Annotated in this window: 17 protein-coding genes; 11 read left to right on the top strand and 6 right to left on the bottom strand. The window is 50.8% G+C overall.

The annotated features are described in order from the left end of the window. Nucleotides 1-39: 39 nt before the first annotated feature. The 4 genes from AC50Y5_RS13280 to AC50Y5_RS13265 all read right to left on the bottom strand — a co-directional run bounded on the left by AC50Y5_RS13280 (nt 40) and on the right by AC50Y5_RS13265 (nt 4,965). Nucleotides 40-1,272: an AraC family transcriptional regulator gene (locus tag AC50Y5_RS13280; RefSeq protein ID WP_056036468.1), complete on the bottom strand. Its 1,233-nt coding sequence runs from the start codon at nt 1,270-1,272 to the stop codon at nt 40-42. Then, complete coding sequence (locus AC50Y5_RS13275) at nt 1,250-3,073, bottom strand: cache domain-containing sensor histidine kinase (RefSeq protein ID WP_494861212.1); 1,824 nt, start codon at nt 3,071-3,073, stop codon at nt 1,250-1,252. The genes AC50Y5_RS13280 and AC50Y5_RS13275 overlap by 23 nt, the downstream gene beginning before the upstream one ends. A 168-nt stretch (nt 3,074-3,241) precedes the next feature. Beyond that, nucleotides 3,242-4,075, bottom strand: a complete 834-nt coding sequence (locus AC50Y5_RS13270) for a carbohydrate ABC transporter permease (RefSeq protein ID WP_099518046.1) — start codon at nt 4,073-4,075, stop codon at nt 3,242-3,244. After that, the gene (locus AC50Y5_RS13265; RefSeq protein ID WP_494861209.1) at nt 4,075-4,965 is read right to left on the bottom strand and encodes a carbohydrate ABC transporter permease; all 891 of its coding nucleotides are present in this window, start codon (nt 4,963-4,965) and stop codon (nt 4,075-4,077) included. Before AC50Y5_RS13265 ends, AC50Y5_RS13270 begins: the two co-directional genes overlap by 1 nt. A gap of 197 nt (nt 4,966-5,162) precedes the next feature. Here AC50Y5_RS13265 and AC50Y5_RS13260 point away from each other — a divergent pair, with 197 nt between their 5' ends. From AC50Y5_RS13260 to AC50Y5_RS13235, 6 genes are all read left to right on the top strand, one after another. Then, nucleotides 5,163-7,073, top strand: coding sequence for a sensor histidine kinase (locus AC50Y5_RS13260; protein WP_494861207.1), 1,911 nt, complete (start codon nt 5,163-5,165; stop codon nt 7,071-7,073). Then, entirely contained in the window at nt 7,070-8,719 is a 1,650-nt protein-coding gene (locus AC50Y5_RS13255) for a response regulator (RefSeq protein ID WP_494861205.1), read from the top strand. Before AC50Y5_RS13260 ends, AC50Y5_RS13255 begins: the two co-directional genes overlap by 4 nt. Before the next feature lie 132 nt (nt 8,720-8,851). Continuing rightward, nucleotides 8,852-10,189 (top strand): type 2 periplasmic-binding domain-containing protein, encoded by a 1,338-nt coding sequence (locus AC50Y5_RS13250; RefSeq protein ID WP_056036479.1) that lies wholly within the window; start codon nt 8,852-8,854, stop codon nt 10,187-10,189. A gap of 275 nt (nt 10,190-10,464) precedes the next feature. After that, nucleotides 10,465-10,851 (top strand): hypothetical protein, encoded by a 387-nt coding sequence (locus tag AC50Y5_RS13245; RefSeq protein WP_494861203.1) that lies wholly within the window; start codon nt 10,465-10,467, stop codon nt 10,849-10,851. Between the two features lie 5 nt (nt 10,852-10,856). After that, nucleotides 10,857-11,843 carry a methyl-accepting chemotaxis protein gene (locus AC50Y5_RS13240; protein WP_494861201.1) on the top strand — a complete coding sequence of 329 codons (987 nt, stop codon included), beginning with the start codon at nt 10,857-10,859 and terminating at the stop codon, nt 11,841-11,843. A 190-nt stretch (nt 11,844-12,033) separates the two neighbouring features. After that, on the top strand, nt 12,034-13,755 hold the full coding sequence (locus AC50Y5_RS13235; RefSeq protein WP_056036484.1) for a PAS domain S-box protein: 1,722 nt from the start codon (nt 12,034-12,036) through the stop codon (nt 13,753-13,755). 201 nt (nt 13,756-13,956) lie between these two features. Here the strand turns inward: AC50Y5_RS13235 and AC50Y5_RS13230 are convergent, their stop codons facing one another. Beyond that, the gene (locus tag AC50Y5_RS13230; protein WP_494861198.1) at nt 13,957-14,970 is read right to left on the bottom strand and encodes an LLM class flavin-dependent oxidoreductase; all 1,014 of its coding nucleotides are present in this window, start codon (nt 14,968-14,970) and stop codon (nt 13,957-13,959) included. A gap of 192 nt (nt 14,971-15,162) precedes the next feature. Between AC50Y5_RS13230 and AC50Y5_RS13225 the strand changes: the two genes are divergently transcribed. From AC50Y5_RS13225 to AC50Y5_RS13210, 4 genes are all read left to right on the top strand, one after another. Next, nucleotides 15,163-15,639, top strand: coding sequence for a MarR family winged helix-turn-helix transcriptional regulator (locus AC50Y5_RS13225; protein ID WP_235533183.1), 477 nt, complete (start codon nt 15,163-15,165; stop codon nt 15,637-15,639). Between the two features lie 102 nt (nt 15,640-15,741). After that, on the top strand, nt 15,742-16,671 hold the full coding sequence (locus tag AC50Y5_RS13220) for a ring-cleaving dioxygenase (protein ID WP_056036488.1): 930 nt from the start codon (nt 15,742-15,744) through the stop codon (nt 16,669-16,671). A gap of 18 nt (nt 16,672-16,689) precedes the next feature. Then, nucleotides 16,690-17,301 carry an alpha/beta hydrolase gene (locus AC50Y5_RS13215; RefSeq protein WP_056036490.1) on the top strand — a complete coding sequence of 204 codons (612 nt, stop codon included), beginning with the start codon at nt 16,690-16,692 and terminating at the stop codon, nt 17,299-17,301. Then, nucleotides 17,301-17,921, top strand: coding sequence for a flavin reductase family protein (locus AC50Y5_RS13210; RefSeq protein ID WP_056037046.1), 621 nt, complete (start codon nt 17,301-17,303; stop codon nt 17,919-17,921). Before AC50Y5_RS13215 ends, AC50Y5_RS13210 begins: the two co-directional genes overlap by 1 nt. Nucleotides 17,922-18,098: 177 nt before the next feature. On the opposite strand, the gene pepT is transcribed toward AC50Y5_RS13210, so the two are convergent. Then, nucleotides 18,099-19,331 (bottom strand): peptidase T, encoded by a 1,233-nt coding sequence (gene pepT, locus AC50Y5_RS13205; protein ID WP_494861195.1) that lies wholly within the window; start codon nt 19,329-19,331, stop codon nt 18,099-18,101. Nucleotides 19,332-19,673: 342 nt separating this feature from the next. Here pepT and AC50Y5_RS13200 point away from each other — a divergent pair, with 342 nt between their 5' ends. Next, entirely contained in the window at nt 19,674-20,237 is a 564-nt protein-coding gene (locus tag AC50Y5_RS13200; protein ID WP_494861193.1) for a DUF1697 domain-containing protein, read from the top strand. The last annotated feature ends 99 nt before the right edge of the window (nt 20,238-20,336 follow it).

Below are 20,336 nucleotides of genomic sequence, written 5' to 3'. Positions count from 1 at the left end.
AAAAGCAGAAGGCAGAAGGCAGAAGGCTTTAGAAAAAGCTTATTGATTGCGATATTCTAATGGAGAAACGCCGGTGCGCTCTTTGAACAGCTTGCTAAAATAATGCGGGTTCATATAACCGATAGCAGCGGATATTTCATAAACTTTGCAATTTGTCGTGCGCAGAAGCTGCTGCGCATGCTCGATTTTGTGGCGAATGACATATTCGCTGAAGCTTTCCCCAATCTCCTTTTGAAAAATGCGGCTTAAATAGCTTGGGCTGACATGGATAGAAGCCGCTACTTTTACGAGTGATAAGTCCTCCAGCAAATGCTGGTCGATAAAAGCCTTCGACTTTCGAACGATAAAATTATCGCTTTGTTCGTTTAAAGGCAGCTGCAGCAGCGTTTCCATATATGCTTTTGGCAGCTCTTGAAGGGAGCTGTAGCTCGAGCTGACCGAGCAGATAATGGCAACGTTCAGCAGCTCCAGCGTTTTCTGCCGTACCATATCGAGCAGCTTATTTAATTCGGCGGGGCTTTTTATGCCCTCTTTGCCAGTATCGCCGTGTTCACCATGCCCCCGAGCCTGGGCAGCATCGGTTGAGCCCGCATATTGCGGACAAAGCCAGATCACTTCGCGGTAATTGCGATGAAAGACAAGCCCGCCCCATTCCTTCGTAACAAATTCGGCAATGAGATGCTGGAGGGAACGGAAGCGCAAATGCCGGGCATCCTGCATAGGTGCGGCATCATCACGTTTACGGAAGACGGTTAGCCGAAAGCCTGTCTCAAAAGCAGACTGCTCCAGCTCTGCCAGCAGCGGCTGCTCAGGAAACGTATGCTCATCGAGCAGCGACAGCAGATATTGATTTTTCTCCTCCTCTGTATAGGAGGGCTGGGGAGCGGAAGTGAGCGCAAGCTTCGCCGCAGCTTTAAGCAGGGAAGCGCCAATTTCCTCTTCATCCATCGTGGGCTTGTGCAAATAGTTGACGGCACCGAGGCGAATCGCCTCTTTGGCATAGGTGAAATTATCATAGCTGCTGATGAAAATGATTTGTACGCCCGGATAGCGCTCCAGCGCCTTCTTGGCAAAAGCGAGCCCGTCCATGCCGGGCATTCGGATATCCGTAAGGATAATATGGATAGGCTGCTGGGTGTCCATAGCAAGCAGCGCTTCTTCCCCATTTGAGGCTTCGGCTTTCCAATGAACGCCGTATTTTTCCCAATCTACCATATGGCGCAGTCCTAGTCTTGCAATCGATTCATCTTCAACGACGAGCAGATTCCACATCCGCATTCTCCTCCTTCTCTAATACCTTATAAGGCATTCTAACCGTCACGATCGTATGTGTCGCTGAACGCTCAAAGGATAAGCCGTATTCCTCGCCAAAACGCAGCCGGATGCGGTCCTGCACATTGCGCAGTCCAATATTTTGGGTGCCGGTATCGCTTTGCGGCCGCTTCAGCAGCTCCAAGGCTTGCTGGTCGAAGCCGCTTCCATCATCCCGCAGCTCAATGACCAGCAGACGGTTATCCTTCCCTTCGAGCCGGGCTTCCAGCGTAATATGCAGCTTTCTTTCCAGCCCCTTGGCCCCGTGAAAAATCGCATTTTCCAGCAGCGGCTGCAGCAGCATGGGCGGTATGGACGCTTGATTCAGCTCGGGCGGAATATGCCACTCCATATCAAATACATTCGTATAGCGTAAATCCATTAACGTCGCATAGTCGCGCAGCAGCCGAATTTCTTCCTCAAACGTAACGAGCTCGCTGTCGAGCTTCATATTCGCATGGAGCAGCTTATTCAGCGATTGAATCAGCTTGGCGATTTGCCCAGCTTGCTGGAGCACAGCCAGCATGCGAATAGAATTGAGCGTATTGTATAAAAAATGGGGTTGAATACGGGCCCGCAGCGCGTAAAGCTCGGCATGCCGTTTTTGCCGCTCCTTCTCTTCGATCGATTGAATGAGCTCTTGCAGTCGAATGACCATTCGGCCGTAGCTGCTTTCCAGCTGGCCGATTTCGTCGGCGCGGCCATGCGCCTCGGGCGTGAAAAACTGCCCTTTTTCTACTTTGCGCATCGAGCGTATAAGTCTGGAGATGGGCTGGGAAAATCCGCGCGCGATTAAGAGGGAGGCAACGGCCGCCAGCACAGCAACGCAAATAATAATCACGATCGTAAAGCTCTGAATGGAACGGCTGCTTTGCAGTATAGCGTCCTTATCTACGCCCATGTAAATTTGCCACTCCAGATAATCGCTTTTCAAGGAAACACCGCTAAAGGTTTTGCTTCCGGCCTGTTCTTCAATGGCAACTTCCCACTCGTCATGCGGTACATTCTGGCTTGCGTGTTTCTGGAGTTCAGCTGCCAGCGCTGCATTCGAGGCATAAATCAAATGGCCGTCCCGGTCGACGACGATGACCTGCGCATTTGGCAGCTCGAGCGAATCGACAAGATTCGAAATAAAGCGCGGGGAGATAAACATCGTCGTGACGGCCAGCGGCTTATAGTCCTCGTCCATCAATAGCCGGGCACCAATAATAGCGTCAAAGGAATTGGTTTTGAACTGCTGAATGTTCTGAATGCCCGTCACGGAAAAATGGCCCTTGCCCGCCATTACCTCTTGATACCAATCCTCGTCCTTGGCGTCATAATTCCCATTAATGGTGCTGTCCCCATCTAGCCGATAACCATTAATCGACCCGTTCATGCCATAAATCATGAGCCCTTTAATGGATGAATTAATGGATGGATAGGCACTCATGAGCCGGGCCATCGTTTTTTGGGCATTGATTTCTTCGGTCCCCCACCGTTCAGGCGAGAGTGCAGGCTTGTTCAGAAAGGAAAACACCTCCGGCATAAAATAAGGCAGCATGCTGAAGCGGTCAAAGTCGCTAATTTGCCGTTCGATCGAAGCATTGAACTGCGCCAAAATGACCTTCAAGTCCTGCGTCGTCTGCGCTTCCAATGTACCCGATGACTTCGTCGAGCCGATAGCTCCTATAATGAAAGCGGGTATACTGCTGAGCAGAAAAAATAAAATGAGCAGCTTTGTCTGATAGCGTGCGTTTCTCCAGCGTCCCAATTTGCCCACCCTTTCCTGAATGCGAGGGAGTAGTTGCCGATTATAGCGCTTTCATTCCGCGCAGTGTTCAAGCATTTTAACATGATTGCTTCCGGAAGACAAAACTAAATCACTAAACAGAAAAATAAGGAAAAAGCCCATCCTCCGTAAAGGACAGGCTTTCTCCCTATGCATATACTAGCCTTTCACCGCTCCGGCAACGACGCCTTTGACGATGTATTTTTGCAGAAAGATAAATACGATAATTGAAGGCAGCACCGCCATGACCATGGCCGTCATCGCATATTGCCAGTCGGATGTATATTGGCCGACGAACGTGTACGCGGCAAGCGTCAGCGTCTTCGTGTCCGGCGAGCCGTTCACCATGAGCAGCGGCAGCAGGAAGTCATTCCAGATCCACATCACATCGATAATAATGATAGTGGTCGTGACCGATTGCAGCAGCGGAAAAATAACGAGGAAAAACAGCCGAAAGCCAGATGCGCCATCCATCGTCGCGCTTTCGTCGATTTCCTGCGGGATGCCTTTCACGAAGCCGTGATAGATAAAGACGGCAAGCGGGGCGCCAAAGCCCCAATACAGCACGCCAAGTCCCCAGGTGCTCTCCGACAAATGCAGCTGTTTGGCGAACTGGAGCACCGTCAGCATAATCGATTGGAACGGAATGAGCATCGGCATAATGCAGAGCAGATAGATCAGGCCGCTCATCCGCGTTTTTGTACGCGCCAGCTTATAGGCAGCGATAGATGAGACGAGAATAATGCCCGCGAGGCCGACGACCGTAATGACCAGATTATTCATGAACAGCTTCGGATAATTGATAAACTGCCACACATAAGCGTAGTTTTCAAAAATTATTTTCTCAGGCAGCGCGATAACATCGCTCATCACTTCTCCAAAGCTTTTGAACGAGTTGTTAATAGCCAGAAACAGCGGGTATAGAAACAGCAGCGAGAGCAAAAGCATGACGGCTTCCAGCGCATAGCGTCCGACTGGGCGATTTTTTCTCATTAGGCCTCTACCTCCCGGCGCTTGAACAGCGTTAATTGAATGATCGTAATGAACAGCACGGCAACGAACAAAATGAGCGCTTTCGCTGTACCGTAGCCATACAGATTGTTCTGGAACGTATCGCGGTAAATGTCATAGGCGATGCTGTAGGTCGAGCCGCCCGGCCCGCCGCCGGTCAGCGACAAAATGACATCAAACACTTTAATCGAATTCGTCAGCGCCATAAAGACGGCAATCGTAATCGATGGGGCAAGCAGGGGCAGCGTAATGTTGAAAAAGGTGCGGAACGGCCCCGCGCCGTCTACCGTTGCCGCCTCCTTCAAATCTCCCGGTACCGATTGCAGTCCCGCGATATAGATAACGAGGTAGAAGCCAATCGATTGCCAGATCGATACGAGCAAAATCGAAACAAAGGCAAGCCCGGGCGTGCCAAGCCAGCTTAAGTCGAAAATTGCCCAGCCCGTACTTTCGCCCAGCGATTCAAAGCCCTGCATGAAAATAAACTTCCAGATAAAGCCGACGATGACGAGGCTCAAAATGTACGGAATAAAGAAGGCAGCCCGCAGCCAATTCGTCGTGCGCAGCTTCATATCGAGCAGAACCGCAAGCCCTATCGCCAGCACATTGACTAGCACGATGTACAGCACCGCGTATTTGATCGTAAACCATGCCGAGCTGGTGAAATTCGCATCATTCATAAAAATCTGCTTGAAATTATCGAGCCCAATAAATTTCGGGTGCTTGGAAATGCCGTTCCATTTGGTCAAGGAATAACGGATGGTCATGGCAAATGGAATATAAAAGGCAACGGCAATACAAATCAGAACAGGCAGGCTGAACAAGGTGAATTCCAGCTTCCCGCCCCACTTTTTACCTAATGCTTTGAACATATGATGCACCCCAATTCGTCTATTGTATCCACGCCAGCGAGCTTTGCAGCCAGAGGATGGCGCCAGCCGCTTACGCTGGAAAAAGCATTTTCCAATTTAGCTTTAATGTGTATTATAGAGCAGACGGTTGCCCGTCAAAATGGATTATAGAAAACAGTTAGGGGTAAAAAGGTGAACTGTATGCGGAGCGTGAAACGATGATGAAAGCGATTGCGGGCAAGGTTTGGGAGCTGCTTTCGTTTTGGCGGGAGCTGGTTGCCCGGAGGCTGGTCAATAAGCTGATTTTACTGTTTACGGGTGTCATTGTGCTCGTTGTGGCTTCGCTGAACTTTATCTCCTACCAGATGCTTGAGAAGGAGTCGGTCGGCAACAGCATTGATAGTACGACGAACAACTTGCTGCTCGTTGGCCGCAATTTGGAGGATTATTTGAAGGGCATCGAGCAAATATCATTGCCGCAAATCGGCTACGATGAAATTACCTATGCCATTATGCATGAATCGGAGGACTATTCTTCCAAGATGTATGTTGAAAATTATTTGCGCAATTTGTTTTATTCCCGCAGCGACTTGGAAGCGATCTACTTGTATGTCGTTGAGAAGCAGAAGTATTATGCGATTACGAGAGAAAATTACAATATAACGGTTCGGACGGGGACGAACACCATCATTGCAGAGCAGCCCTGGTACGCGAAGGCGATGGCCGACCCGAGCAATCAAGCCTATCAATCGCTGTCGGGACCTGATGTGGAGGCGGATTCCGGTTATTCGGCTGAAATACAACGGTCCAGCTTTATGGCGTACCACCGGGTAATGCGTTCGATTAAGACGCGCAAGCCGCAGGCGGTGCTCTCTTTTTATTACAATGCTTCAGTCAAGGACGAGATTGTGAAGGATATTCCGTTTAGCGAAGGCCAGCATTTGCTGTATGTCAGCCCGGACAATGAGCCGTTCGAGCTGGATGATGAAGCGTTCTATACCGAGCTTCAAGGCGCGGGCGTGCTGCAAAAGCTGGGCGGAGGAGCAGGGCTGGCTGGACCATCCGGACAAGCTGGACAAAACAAGCAGGCGGAGCAGGCTGGGGCCTCCAGTGGGCCGTTTACTTGGGTGCAGGGGGAGCAGAAATATTTAATTATTTACAATGTGGCGGAGAAAAGCGGCTGGAAGCTGATTAAGCCGATTCCTTATTCGCAAATTTACGAGGCCGCGACGAAGACGCGCAATCTGAACTATGCTATCGGCGTGCTGTTCTTGCTGCTCGCCGTCATTCTCGTCAGCTTGATGTCGAGTGCGATCACGAAGCCGCTCAAGAAGCTGTCCCGCCAAATGAGCCGGTTCAGCGCAGGCAGCTTTGATGCGGAGGCGGAGGTGAAGGGCCGCGACGAAATTGCTTATTTATCGCGTCATTTCAATTTGATGGTCAGGCGGACAAATGAGCTGATTAATGAGCGCTACAAAATGAAGCTGGCGGAAAATCATGCGATTTTAAAGGCGCTGGAGGCGGAGATCAATCCGCATTTTCTGTACAATGCGCTGCAAGCGATTTCCACGAAAGCGCTCAAGCATCAAACGTACGACGTCGCGGATATGATCGATGCGCTGGCGCTGACGTTCCGCTATTGCATCAGCGGGAAGGATATTGTGTTTGCGCGCGAGGAGCTGAAGCATATCGAGCGTTATATGGCGCTGCAAACGGCGCGGTTCGGCGCCAGATTGCAGGTCGTCTATGAGTGGGAGGAAGCGCTAATGGAGCTTGAGATTCCGAAGCTGTCGGTGCAGACGCTGGTTGAGAATGCGATTAAGCATGGACTGGAGAAGGTGACGAGCACCGTCACCATCGGCATTAAGGCATGCCTGCAGGAGGATGGAACAGCGCTGATCTCGGTGCAGGATGACGGGCCGGGCTTTACGCAAGAAAGGCTTGGGCAGGTGGAGGCTTCGCTGCGGCGCGAATGGGGCCAGCGGGAAAGCGACAACATTGGGCTCGTCAACCTGTACACGAGGCTGAAGCTGTTGTACGGAGAAGAGGCGCAGCTGCTTATCAAGAGCGATCATGCGGGGACGGAGCTGGCGATGCGGCTGCCCCGCCGAGGAGGAAACGGTTCATGAAGCATACGGTGCTGATCATTGACGATGAAGAGCCGCTGCGCGAGGCCATTCGGCTGCTTGGCGACTGGGAGGGACTTGGCGTAGGGCAGGTGCTGGAGGCGGCAGATGGGTTAAGCGGACTTCGCATGCTAGCGGAGCAGAAGGTAGATCTCGCTATCGTCGATATGAAAATGCCTGGCCTAAACGGGGCTGAGCTGCTGCAAACTGTCCAGCAGCAGTATCCCGGGCTGCTGACCATTGTCGTCAGCGGCTACAATGACTTTGAATATACGCGGCAGGCGATTCGCTCCAAAGTCGTCGATTATTTGCTTAAGCCTGTCAATCGAATCGAGCTGAATCAGGCTCTGCGCAAGGCGATGGACGTGCTGGAGGCGAAGCGCAGGCAGGAGAGCGATTTTATTGCGCAAAATATTACCCTCAACCTTTCGCTGCCCGGGCTTAAGGAGAAGATGTATTTGTCCATTCTCGAACGCAGCTTTAAGCAGCAGGCGAATGAAGCGTTTCTGCCGCTGATTGGCGCCGACGACAAGTCCAATCGCTTCGTCGTTGTGCTGCTGCGCATTCTCAATCTGGACCAGATCAGGCGCAGCCGCTTCCACGGCGATACGGAGCTGCTGCATTTCGCCGCCAGCAACGTCGTCAATGAGGTGGCGGGCGCGCACTTCCAAGCGTTCAGCTTCGCAAATCCGAAGCAGGAGCGCGAGCTGTTCGCCATTCTGACGATGAATGGCGGGGGCGCTGCCGATGCAGCCTATCGGGCGCTGCATCAGGTGAATGCCATAGCCGCTACGCTTCAGCGGCTATTCGGCATTAGGGTCGCCGCAGGCATCGGCGGCCCGGTGAAGGCGGCGCTGGACATGGCCGCCTCCTTCGAAGAAGCGCGCTCAGCGCTGGGCGAGATGGACCTGCTGCGTTTGAATGGAGCAGCAGCCGTTAGAGCCGCCGCAGCCGCAGAGAAGAGGCAGCAGAAGGAAGGGCTGTCGCTGCCTGGGCGGATGGCGGCCATTCGCCAGGCGCTGGCGGGCGACAACCTCCAGCAGGCGAGCAGCATCATCAGCGAGCTGGCCCGCAGCTGGCAGGAGGCGGACAGGCTGAGCTTGGGCGAGGCCGATCGCATCATTCGCGAGGGCATCGTGCTGCTCGGCGACCTTGCGCTTGAGCTTGGCGTTCCGCAGGAGCGGCTGCCGGCCGGCAGCGAGGAAAGCTTGCGCAGCTGGGGGCTTTCGCTCGATTTTGCCACTTTCGAGCAGTTCGCCGCCCTGCTTCAGCGGCTGCTGGGCTTTTACCATGAGCAGCTGCGGGCAGCGCAGGCTGTGCAGAAGCCGTTCGATATTGCCGATATTAAAGCCCATATCGACCGTTATTATTTTGAGGATATTAAAATCTCGCTGTATACCGATAAATATTTTCTTAGCCGCGAGTATTTGATGAAGCTGTTCAAGCAGCAGTTTGGCTGCGGCATTCATGAATATGTACAGAAGGTGCGGATGGATAAAGCGCGGGAGCTGCTGGACGATTCGGCGCTCAAAATTCAAGATATTTCCGAGCTGCTAGGCTACAAGGACAAAAACTATTTCAGCAAGGCGTTCCGCAATTATTACAGCCTGTCGCCTTCCGAATATCGAAGCAGCAAGGGGAGTGGTTAGGGGAGCCCCATCGTCATACACCACTTTTTTACCCTTAATACACCACTTATCTGCATTTTTATCTCCTATCCTTTTCTTTAGAATAAGCAGCGAAGACTTGTATTCCAAGCGAAAAGAAATGGGGGCCCTACCATGTTCAAAAAAATCATGTCCATGTCCACCAGTATCGTTCTGGCTTCGGTCATGCTGGCTGCTTGCGGCAGCGGCAATGGCAGCACTACCAGCACTAACAGCACTACGCCAGAAGCGAGCAGCACAGCTGATGCTGGCGGCGCTGCGAATGAGGCTAAACCGGTTACGATCAACATGTTCACCGCTTCTCCCGAATATACCGATGCGTTTAATGCTTACATTGCCGAATACAAAAAAGTGAAGCCGAACGTCACAATCAATCTGGAAATTATGCAAGCCGACTACAATACGGTGCTGAAGTCGAAAATCGCTGCCGGCAGCACGCCGGATGTATTCCAGACGACGGCGGGCGGCGACATTGACACCTTTGCCGAATACAGCGCTGATTTGACGAATGAGCCGCTTGCGGCAGCCATGATGGATGCGGTCCGTGTGAATATGACGTCGAGCGATGGCAAGGTGCTTGGGCTTCCGGTCAAGGGCAACTTAATGATGATGATTTATAATAAAAAGCTTTTGGCGGATGCCGGCATTGCTGCCGCTCCGAAGACGACTGCGGAGCTTGAGGATACAATTGCCAAGCTGGAAGCGAAGGGCATCACGCCATTTGCCAACGCCTACAAAGAGTGGTGGGTATGGAAGCATATTTTCCAAAACTTCGTCAACGCTGCGGCGGAAGATGCAGGCACTACGCCGAAAGCGCTGGTTGACCAGTTCATCGCGGGTGAAACGACATTTAAAGACCATCCCGTGCTCAGCGACAATTTCTTTAATTTCATCGATCTGACTGTGAAGCATGGAACAGACAAGCCGCTGGAGCGTGACAGCAACGCCGAAGTAAGTGACTTTGCTTCAGGCAAAGCGGCCTTCATGACCGGCAAGGGCGCATGGGACGAGGAAGCGATCAAGAAAATTACGCCTGACATCGAGATTGGCATTGCAGGCTACCCGGTAAGCGATAAGCCGGAGCAAGCGCTGCTTGTAACGGGAGCAGACCAAGCGCTGCGCATTAACAAGGATTCCGCTGTTGCGGCAGAAACCATTGAATTTTTCAACTGGCTGTACACGTCCGACTACGGTAAAAAATGGTTCTCGGAAGTCGCGAAGGTCATTCCGCCGATTAAAGATGCAGCGCTGCCGGATCTGGATATGCCGAAGCAGATGGAAGAGATTTTAAAGACGGAGAAATCAGGTGACCTTTCGGTCAACTATTCCCTCGACACATTCCATCAAAAATTTGGCGAGCTGATGCAGAGCTACATTAGTGGCGGGAAAACGAAGGAGCAGACGATTACCGAAATCCAGCAAGCGTGGATTCAATTCGGCTCCTCGATGTAGAAGGGGAAACGCTCTATAGATGCTGCCAAGCAGCATTCGATAAACAAGGCATGGGGACGAGAAAAGTCCTTATGCCTTGTTTTTCCATGTTCGATATTCTCAATTAAGGGTGAATATCCCAGAACTATTCTACAATAAAATTTGCAAAACCTATATACTTGCTACTTATAAACTTGATTCCGTTAACCGATATAACAAGTAATATAGGTTAACTTTAAAAGTAAGAGGGGTATGACGAGATAAATCGAGCCAATCCAAAGCAATTTTTTACAAAAATGTCTTTCCGAATTAAGCTTCCCGTCATGATCTGTTTACTAGTCAGCATTGTACTCGCAGGCACATGTATATTATGCTATCGCATTGCTGCAATTATGACTTTGGAAAACAGCAAGCATGAAATCCGTTCGACCTCGGACCGAATTGGAGAAGAGCTGTATTCAAATATGGAGTTGGCTCAGCAGTCGGTATACTTGCTCTCTGTACAAAAAACGATTTTAGATGTCGTTAATTTGCATAATGGCAATTCCATGACAGAGGAACAGTTTTTCTCAGCTGACAATGAATGGATGAATAGCGTTAATGAGCAATTAACAACGAGCATCAAGGGGATGCAGGGTACAGAAACGATACTCGTCATGGTTCAATCGCGGCCGGCATCTTGATTTCCATGCTCGTTACGCGGCCAATCGGCCGTCTGACGAGGCTGTTCAAAACGATGGCCACGGGCGATTTGACGGTAACAGCTACAGGGAAATACAGCGGTGAATTCAAGGTGCTGGCGGACAGCTTCGACGTCATGGCCTTGCGCAATAAACAGCTGATCACGAGCATAAATAGCTCGATTGCCGTACTGAAGACCAGCATGTCAGAGCTGGATGAAACGTCGAAGAAAACGAATCTTTCAATCGCTGAGACTTCCACAACGACGCAGGAAATTGCCAAGGCGATGGAATTGCAGGCCAATGATACGGAATCGATTGTAGACAAGTTTCTGGAGGTCGGCGGCAAAATTGCTGACGTAAGCAGCAAGTCGCAGGAAATTAGAACGAAGGCAGACTCCGTTGCGCAGGTATTCAAAGCCAACTATGAGGTTATCGAGGCTTTGGTGGAAATCAATCATCGCAGCGAGTCGGAGGTGCGCAACATTTCCGAGGTCACCGCGCAGCTAGCGGAAAGCTCATCGGGCATCCGCCAAATTACTGGAGCAATTTCCGATATTGCGGCTCAGACGCAGCTGCTTGCATTAAATGCCTCGATTGAAGCAGCAAGAGCTGGAGAGCAGGGCCGCGGCTTTGCAGTCGTCGCCTCGGAAATTCGCAAGCTGGCGGAGCAGACCTCGCTGCAATCCCAAGATATTAATAAAATCGTCGCCCAGACGATTGAATACGTAGAGCGAAGCGATCGCAGCGTGAAGGCGATAGAGTCCATCTCGGAGCAGCACAACAGCAGTGTGCAGCAGACGCAGCAGACCTTTGGCTACATTACCGATAATATTCGCGAAATTATTGAGCAGGTATCCGCTTCCGTGGAGGAAGTAACAGCAACGGTACAGGAGCAATCGGCAATGGTACAGAACCTTGCAGAGATGGTTGAAACGATCGAAAGCTTGAGCAATGAGCTTGCGCAAGCAGCTGGCGAATTTAAAGTAGAATAACGATACAGCACCCTAAACACCCCTGTTCTATTAGTAGAACAGGGGTGTTTAGTTCGCCTAAATAAAGGAACTCATAGAGCGTGAAAATAAGCTATAATATAACAATAATCGATAAATATCGGGTTGAAGCGTGTGCGCTAGTTGCCTGCCAGGCAGGAAAACAGTTTGTTGCGAAAAGGAGATTGCGGCGGTGGATCACTTCAAAAATTTATTTGAGCTATCTTTTGACATGCTTGTGGTCATGGACTGCAACGGCCGCGTTGTGCACTATAACAGTGGCTTGCAGAAGATGCTGGGCTATCCTGTCTTATTGAATAGTATGAAAGATTTTTATTCGTATATGCATCCCGACGATATAGCTTCAATGGATGCTTTGGTCCCACAATTAATACAGGGTAGAGAGCTGAGCGGATACTTGAATCGATTCCGCTGCGCAGACGGCTCTTATAAATGGCTGCAATGGAATGTCTCGCTGGATCAAATCAATATGTATTTTTATGTCATAGGTCGCGATGTGCATCATCAGAAAAGCTTCGAGCAGCATCTGGCGGCACAGGAGCTTTGGTATCGTTCCTGCCTCGACAATTTGCTGGATGGCTTCAGCTATTACAAGACAATCCGGGATGAATACGGCGATATTATTGATTATCGGTCGGAGTACATGAATGATACCTTTTGCCGCATGATGAATTATTCGAAAGATGAAGCTGTGGGCCGGCTGTGGTCGCAGCTTTTTCCTGATTTTACAGAAGAGATCAGGGCGGTTCTGAAGCAGGTGACGAGCAGCGGCAAACCCGTTTTAAGGCAGGAGCGGGTATACAATAAGTGGCTGACGGATGAGGAAAGCTATGATGTGCTCTATTATAAAATGGGTGATGGCTTCGCCTGCAGCTGGCGCAATGTGACCGAATACCGCCGGGCTCAGGAGCATCTGGAGCTTTCAAACCTGAAATTTACGAGTGCCTTTCACACGAATGCAACAATGAACTTTCTCATAGATTTGGAAACAGCGACGATTATAGAGATGAATCAGAAGTTCTCGCAGACGATTCGGCGGGGGCATTATTCCCATTTTGTAAGCAGTATTATGCAAGCGATTCCAGCTCAGGGGTTATTAGAGAATATTGAGCTTCCCTTCCTGCGGCAGTCTGGAGATACGGGTTATGGCGTTATATCGGGCGAGGTGCTGGAGCTGAAGGATAAGCGTTATTTTCTCGCCTTTGCTATCGATATTACGGAGCTGCGCAAAGCCAAAAAGCATCTTCTACTCATGGACAAGCTGAATTTGCTGAGCTCTATGGCGGCAAGCATTGCCCATGAGGTACGCAACCCGATGACGACGATTAAAGGATTTTTACAGCTGATGCAGAAAAATACGACGCTCGCCTCTTACCGCGATACGTTGAATTTAATGATTAGCGAGCTCGATCGCGCTAACGGCATTATTTCAGAATATTTATCGCTGGCGAATACCCGTTTTGTGCAAAAGGAACAGAAGCAGCTGGATGTTCTCGTTTCGAATATACTGCCGCTGCTAGAAGCGGATGCGGCCTACTCCAACATTTTAATTGTGCTTGATCTGCATGCTACATCTCCGGTTAACGTGGAAGAAAAGGAAATTCGCCAGCTGCTGCTAAATTTGACGCGTAATGCGATAGAGGCGATGGAAAGCGGCGGCGAGCTTACCATTCGGACGAGAATGAATCAAGGCAGCGTTATACTGGAAGTGGCCGATCAAGGCCATGGCATCCCGAAGGAGCATATTGAAGCGATTTTCACTCCCTTTTATACGACGAAAGAAACGGGAACCGGGCTTGGACTTGCGGTGTGCCGCAGCATTGCGGAGCATCATGGCGCCGATATCGAGATTGAATCAAGCGAGGAGGGGACGACATTCCGGGTCGTATTCTAGCGGCCCCGCCAAGCAGCGTACAATCTCATGATAAGCAGCCAATCGTTTGGGTGGCATAGGATATTGTCCCACACTAACGTTTTTTTGCTGATGAATGGTTTCGTCTTAGCCTATATATAGAAGAAATCCCCCTGGTTACGCGAAAGCGTTCAGGGGGATTTCTTGATAAGGCGTATTACGGGCTATAGAGACGAATCAGCCTTAGCCCTCTTTCATAATCTCAGCAATTAATTCAAAAGAGCGAAGACGCGCTTGATGCTCATAAGCAGAGCCGGTAATCATCAGCTCGTCAGCACCTGTCTTTTCAATAATGTCGGCCATTCTGCTGCGGACCGTTTCCTTGCTTCCGGCTGCGCCGAAGCTGAATTTGCTGCGGACGACAACCTTCTCCTGTTCATTCCACAGTTCATCCATATTCGCAACGGGCGGCTTCAGCTTGCTCGTCTGGCCGCGGATGAGGTTAAGGAACTGCTGCTCCTGCGAGGAGGCAAGGAAGCGTGCTTCTTCATCTGTATCGGCGGCGAGAATATTTACCCCGATCATGACATGAGGCTGCTCCAGCACCGCCGAAGGGCGGAAGCTGCTGCGGTACAAATGCAAAGCCTGCATTAAATAGTCTGGCGCAAAATGGCTGGCGAAAGCAAACGGCAATCCCAGCTGCCCCGCTAGCTGAGCGCTAAAGCCGCTGGAGCCTAGCAGCCAGATCGGAATATCAAGCCCTTCGCCTGGGAACGCGCGAACCGCAGGAACTCCTTCTTCTATAGAAGGGTTTAGAAAATTGCGAAGCTCGCCAAGCAGCTCAGGGAAGTCTTGGCCGTTATTGCTATTAAGTCCACGGCGCAGCGCGCGGGCAGTGGCTTGGTCTGAGCCTGGCGCACGCCCGAGTCCAAGATCAATGCGTCCCGGATACATCGAGGCGAGTGTGCCGAATTGCTCGGCTATCATAAGCGGCGCATGGTTGGGCAGCATAATACCACCGGAGCCGACGCGGATCGTGCTCGTGCCTTCGGCCACATAGCCGATGAGTACAGAGGTAGCAGCGCTGGCAATGCCTTGCATATTGTGATGCTCAGCCAGCCAATAGCGCTGATAGCCCCAACGCTCAGCATGCTGGGCGAGATCGCGGGTATTTTTGAAAGCGTCGGTTGCATTGCCGCCTTCAACAACGGGAGCGAGATCAAGGATAGAAAGAGGAACGGTATGTGAATGGGTCATAATAACAACAACCTCCTATACTGTAAATTGACTTGTAGGTCATACTCTCCATTATATCATAATGAACGCCAAGGATAGAGCAGACAGGCTGGTGTGAAAAAGGGGATGAAAAAAGTTACGACAAAAGCTTGCAATTTATCTTTAATTGTAGTATCTTAAATTTAAGATAATAAATGCAAGGAGGTGAGGGCAATGAAAGAGGCAGCCAGCAAGATGAAAGTGTCACAGCAGGAAGCCGAAGACAGTGCTTTGAAGCTCTACATTGCGCTCAACCGGGCCAGCCAATGGATTAACGCCCACGGCGACCGGGACATTCGCAAGCATGGCTTGAATCGTACGGAATTCGGCGTACTGGAAATGCTGTATCACAAAGGTCCACAGCCTTTGCAGCAAATTGGCGGCAAGGTGCTGATGAGCAGCGGCAACATTACCTACGTCATAGATAAGCTTGAGAAGAAGCAGCTTGTGCAGCGTAGAGCTTCAGCTGATGATCGCCGGCTCATCTTCGCAGAAATAACGAGCCAAGGGACGCAATTTATTGAGGAAGTATTCCCGGCACATGCAACCATTATTACAGAAGCGGTTAGCGGCTTGACGACAGAGGAACAGAAGCTGGCAAGCGAGCTGCTCAAGAAGCTCGGCAGACACGCGCAGGATGCTTTTAAGTAGAAGAGGCTTGGTATCCTGTATCGTCACTTCTTTCTATCACTCAGCCCCAATATCTTAATTTAAAGATTCTCAAATCCATGATATAATAGAGGAGTGTTTATAATGACACAACAAACAGCAGGCATTCACCACATTACAGCTTTCGTATCGAACGCACAGGCAACGGTTACTTTCTATGCGGGCGTACTTGCCCAACGGCTCGTGAAAAAAACAATCAACTTCGATGCTCCAGAAGTGTATCATCTGTATTTCGGAGATCAAGCCGGCAGCCCAGGCACGATCATGACCTTCTTCCCTTTTGCACACGGTCGTAAAGGTGTGATTGGCGGAGGACAGGTTGGGGTAACCACTTATGTTGTTCCTGCGGGGGCGCTTGATTTTTGGAAAGAGCGTTTGGCAAAATATGAGGTTCCGTTCACCGAAACGGAGCGGTTCGGCGAGTCGTATGTACAGTTCGTTGACCCAGATGGCTTGCAGCTTGAGCTTGTAGCCCGGGAGGAAGGCCCGCTAAGCGATTGGTCTTACGCAGGAGTGCCGACAGATAAAGCCATTAAAGGCTTTGGCGGAGCGATTTTGTACAGCTCGGCTCCAGAGAAAACGTTCCGTTTGCTGGAACAGGTGATGGGACTAAGCAAAATCGGTGAGGATGCTGGTTATGCGCGTTTCAGATCATCCGCAGATATCGGCAATATCATTGATCTTCCGATTGAGCGTGTGGAGCCCGGACACGGCGGCTCCGGTACGGTCCATCATATTGCATGGCGTGCGAAAGACGATGTAGAGCATGCGCTGTGGAGAAGCCATGTGGAGACTAATGGCTACCATCCTACACCAATAATCGACAGACAATATTTCCATGCGATTTATTTCCGCGAAGAAGGCGGCATATTATTCGAGATTGCAACTGATCCTCCAGGCTTTGCACGTGACGAGGAGCCGGAACATCTCGGTGAAAAACTGATGCTGCCAGAATGGTTTGAACAGCATCGCGAGGATATTGTGCGGCTGCTTCCGCCTATCCAAGTACCGTGAATGAGAGGAGAATGGACAATGAAACATATTTATCAGCAAGGCACGAACGCAGCAGCGCCAGTTTTGGTGCTGCTGCACGGTACCGGAGGAACGGAGCGCGATTTGCTGCCGCTGGCTGGCCGAATTGACCCTACAGCATCGGTGCTAAGCATTAGAGGCAATGTACTGGAAAATGGGTTGTCCCGTTATTTCCGCAGACTAGCCGAAGGAGTTTTTGACGAGGAGGACTTGGTGCTCCGCACGAAGGAGCTCCATGATTTTCTGGACCAGGCGGCAGTCGACTATGGCTTCGATCGTGAAAATCTCGTTGCTATCGGCTACTCCAATGGAGCCAACATTGCGGGCAGCCTGATGTTCCATTACAAGGATGCTTTCCGCGGAGCGATTTTGCATCATCCGATGGTTCCGCTTCGCAGCGTAGAGCTTCCCGATATGACCGGCATTTCCTGCTTCATCGGAGCTGGCCGCAATGACCAGATGTGCCCGCCGCAAGAGACGGAAGAGCTGCAAGCGATGCTGTCCGGCGCGGGAGCTGCGGTTAGCGTACATTGGGAAAACTACGGCCATCAGTTGACGGGCAGCGAAGTTGAAGCAGCCGCAGCTTGGTATGCCGAGGTCATTTGCCCATGATGGTAACGATTGATCCGTCTGAACGCTCGGCCCGCGACAATTATAAGCTGCTTTCGGGCAGCATTATACCACGGCCAATTGCTTTCGTGACGACGCTGTCTTCAGGCGGCGTACTCAATGCTGCGCCATACAGCTATTTCAATGTCGTATCGTCCAATCCGCCGCTGCTATCGGTTTCGGTACAGCGGAAGCAGGGGGGACAGCAGAAGGATACTGCCCGCAATGCAATAGAGGCAGGGGCGTTCGTCGTGCATATTGCCGACCAATCGTATATTGAACAGCTGAATGTAACGGCGGCTAATTTGCCGCCAGAGGAAAGCGAGGTTGCAGCAGCAGGGCTTACGCCGGTTCCGAGCGTGAGGATTGCCGTGCCTGGTGTAGCTGAAGCGAAAATCCGGATGGAATGCGTCTTGGAGAAGGCCATTCCGCTCGGCGGAACGGACGATGCGCCTGCCTGCGATTTATTGATAGGCAAGGTCGTATTTTATCATCTCGACGAGACGGTTTACGATGAGCGCGGTTATATTGATGCCGACCAGCTTGCGCCTATTGCCAGACTTGCAGGCAGCGATTATGCAGGGCTCGGCGCACGTTTTTCCATTGACCGTCCAACCTCGTGATGGAATACACATATGCAGATATTCGTTGTATCTGTTTGACCAAAAATGGCAGCAGATGAGAGCTGCAAGCTTGACACTTGAAACTGCAAAGTAAAAGAACCCTCGACTACACCGTATCGGTGTAGAGCGAAGGTTCTTTTACTTTTGAAAGTGTAAGCCAATGCTGCAGGAGCTCTATTAAGCTTCTGCTTCCGCAAGCTTAGTAATTTCCACGATAACCTGAACGGCTTTCAGCATATTGTCGACCGAAGCGTATTCATAACGGCCATGATAATTTTCCCCGCCGGTGAACACATTAGGCGTAGGAAGCCCCATGTAGGAAAGCTGCGAGCCATCAGTCCCGCCGCGAATCGGTTTAATATCCGGCTTAATGCCGAGATTCTCCATGGCCAGCTTCGCTTGATTTACGATGCCGATAACCGGTTCAATTTTATCGCGCATATTAAAATATTGATCCCGAATGTTCAGTTCTATGCTCGACTCGCCATATTTAAGCTTTAGCCCGCTGACGATGTCCGCCAGCTTCTGCTTGCGTCCCGCAAAGCCTTCTTGGTCAAAATCGCGGATAATATAGCGCAGCTCGGACTTCTCCACATCGCCGCTCATTTGAATCAAATGATAGAAGCCTTCGTAGCCTTCGGTGAACTCCGGCGCTTCATCGGCAGGAAGCTGACCGTGCAATTCCATGGCGATTTTCGCCGAATGGACCATTTTGCCCTTGGCCGTGCCAGGGTGCACGTTCGTGCCTTTGCAAATAATGTGGGCGGCAGCTGCATTAAAGCTCTCGTATTGCAGCTCGCCAAGCGGCCCGCCATCCATCGTATAGGCATAATCTGCACCGAATGCGGCAACGTCGAAACGATGCGGCCCACGGCCGATTTCCTCATCCGGGGTAAAGGCGACGCGGATTTTTCCATGCTTCACTTCCGGATGCTGAATCAAATACACCATTGCCGTCATAATTTCGGCAATGCCCGCTTTATTGTCTGCGCCCAGCAGCGTCGTGCCATCGGTCGTAATTAGCGTATGTCCCACATATTGACTCAGCTCAGGCGAAGCGGACGGAGACAATACGATAGACGACGCTTCGTTCAGTACAATGTCGCCGCCGTCGTAATTATCGACCACTTGCGGCTTTACATTTTCACCGGTGAAATCCAGCGCAGTATCGATATGGGCGAGAAAGCCAATCGTCGGCACCGTTTTGTCCGTATTGGCAGGCAGTGTAGCCATCACATACCCGTTCTCATCCACAGTTACCTCCTCCATGCCGATCTTCATCAGCTCTTCCACCAACTGGTCGGCAAGTACCAGCTGACCCGGGGTCGTCGGACAAGTCTCGCTGCGGTCATCCGATTGCGTGTTCACTTTAACATAAGAAATAAAGCGTTCCATCAGTTCCTGTTTCATGCTTCCATGCTCCTTTTTCCTCTATTTCAAAATATAAGAATTTATAAGTTTACACGTATAAATAGGCTTATATTTCACCCGCGAAACGGAAGCTTTGCCGCCAAAGGACGGCTTCAGCCGTTTACGCTTGAAATATAAGAAAGTATAAGTTTTCTCTTTATACTTAGCTTATATTTCTCGGACTGAAACGCGCCGCGCCGCCAGAGGACGGCGACAGCCGTTTCACCTTGTCTGTATGTATCTCTAGGTTTATTTCTATTTTATCACAATTACAGCAGCGTTCGCGCGCGGGGCCGTACATGCTATACTTAGGATTATTGAGAAGAGGGCAGGTGCTGTTGGATGGCCATTTATATAGCGTTGCTTCGTGGCATTAATGTCGGCGGGCATAAATTGATTAAAATGCAGGATTTGCAGCGGATGTTCGAGCAGCTTGGCTTGCAGCAGGTCAAAACGTATATTCAAAGCGGCAATGTGCTGTTCGAATCAGATGCTCCAGCAGCTCAGCTGCGCCTGCAAATCCAGCAGGAAATTACGGCTGTATTCGGATTTGACGTTCCAGTCGTCTTGCGTACCCATACAGAGCTGGCCGCGATTGTCGCAAACAGCCCTTTTGATGCCAATCAGCAACAGGTGGGTGAAAATATTTATGTAGCGCTGCTCGCGGACACGCCTACGGAAGAAGGAAAGCAGCGGCTGCTCGCATGCAGCAGCGAGGTGGACGACTATCGGTTGCAGGATAGCGAAGTGTATATTTATTGCCGTCAAAGCGTGCGCAAATCGATGTTTTCGAACAATTTATTGGAAAAAAAACTCGGCGTAGCTGCCACTTCGCGGAACTGGCAGACGATGAACAAGCTGCTCAGCCTCGCTGCAGGCATGCAGAAGCTGCTCAAAGGCGAATAAGCCTGGATAGCGTTACGATAGACTTTCCTATATTTCAAGGTGAAACGGCTGTCGCCGTCCTTTGGCAGCGCGGCGCGTTTCATTCCGAGAAATATAGAG

The sequence above is a fragment of the Paenibacillus sp. JT22N7 genome (assembly GCF_059383875.1).
Note: the sequence above shows the minus strand (reverse complement) of the source record. Positions and strands in the feature narration are given on the sequence as shown.

Coding starts and splice junctions, on each gene's coding strand:
- AC50Y5_RS13280 (WP_056036468.1), bottom strand. CDS start 1,272: ATGTGGAATCTGCTCGTCGTTGAAGATGAATCGATTGCAAGACTAGGA.
- AC50Y5_RS13270 (WP_099518046.1), bottom strand. CDS start 4,075: ATGAGAAAAAATCGCCCAGTCGGACGCTATGCGCTGGAAGCCGTCATG.
- AC50Y5_RS13265 (WP_494861209.1), bottom strand. CDS start 4,965: ATGTTCAAAGCATTAGGTAAAAAGTGGGGCGGGAAGCTGGAATTCACC.
- AC50Y5_RS13260 (WP_494861207.1), top strand. CDS start 5,163: ATGATGAAAGCGATTGCGGGCAAGGTTTGGGAGCTGCTTTCGTTTTGG.
- AC50Y5_RS13255 (WP_494861205.1), top strand. CDS start 7,070: ATGAAGCATACGGTGCTGATCATTGACGATGAAGAGCCGCTGCGCGAG.
- AC50Y5_RS13250 (WP_056036479.1), top strand. CDS start 8,852: ATGTTCAAAAAAATCATGTCCATGTCCACCAGTATCGTTCTGGCTTCG.
- AC50Y5_RS13245 (WP_494861203.1), top strand. CDS start 10,465: ATGTCTTTCCGAATTAAGCTTCCCGTCATGATCTGTTTACTAGTCAGC.
- AC50Y5_RS13240 (WP_494861201.1), top strand. CDS start 10,857: ATGCTCGTTACGCGGCCAATCGGCCGTCTGACGAGGCTGTTCAAAACG.
- AC50Y5_RS13230 (WP_494861198.1), bottom strand. CDS start 14,970: ATGACCCATTCACATACCGTTCCTCTTTCTATCCTTGATCTCGCTCCC.
- AC50Y5_RS13225 (WP_235533183.1), top strand. CDS start 15,163: ATGAAAGAGGCAGCCAGCAAGATGAAAGTGTCACAGCAGGAAGCCGAA.
- AC50Y5_RS13220 (WP_056036488.1), top strand. CDS start 15,742: ATGACACAACAAACAGCAGGCATTCACCACATTACAGCTTTCGTATCG.
- AC50Y5_RS13215 (WP_056036490.1), top strand. CDS start 16,690: ATGAAACATATTTATCAGCAAGGCACGAACGCAGCAGCGCCAGTTTTG.
- AC50Y5_RS13210 (WP_056037046.1), top strand. CDS start 17,301: ATGGTAACGATTGATCCGTCTGAACGCTCGGCCCGCGACAATTATAAG.
- pepT (WP_494861195.1), bottom strand. CDS start 19,331: ATGAAACAGGAACTGATGGAACGCTTTATTTCTTATGTTAAAGTGAAC.
- AC50Y5_RS13200 (WP_494861193.1), top strand. CDS start 19,674: ATGGCCATTTATATAGCGTTGCTTCGTGGCATTAATGTCGGCGGGCAT.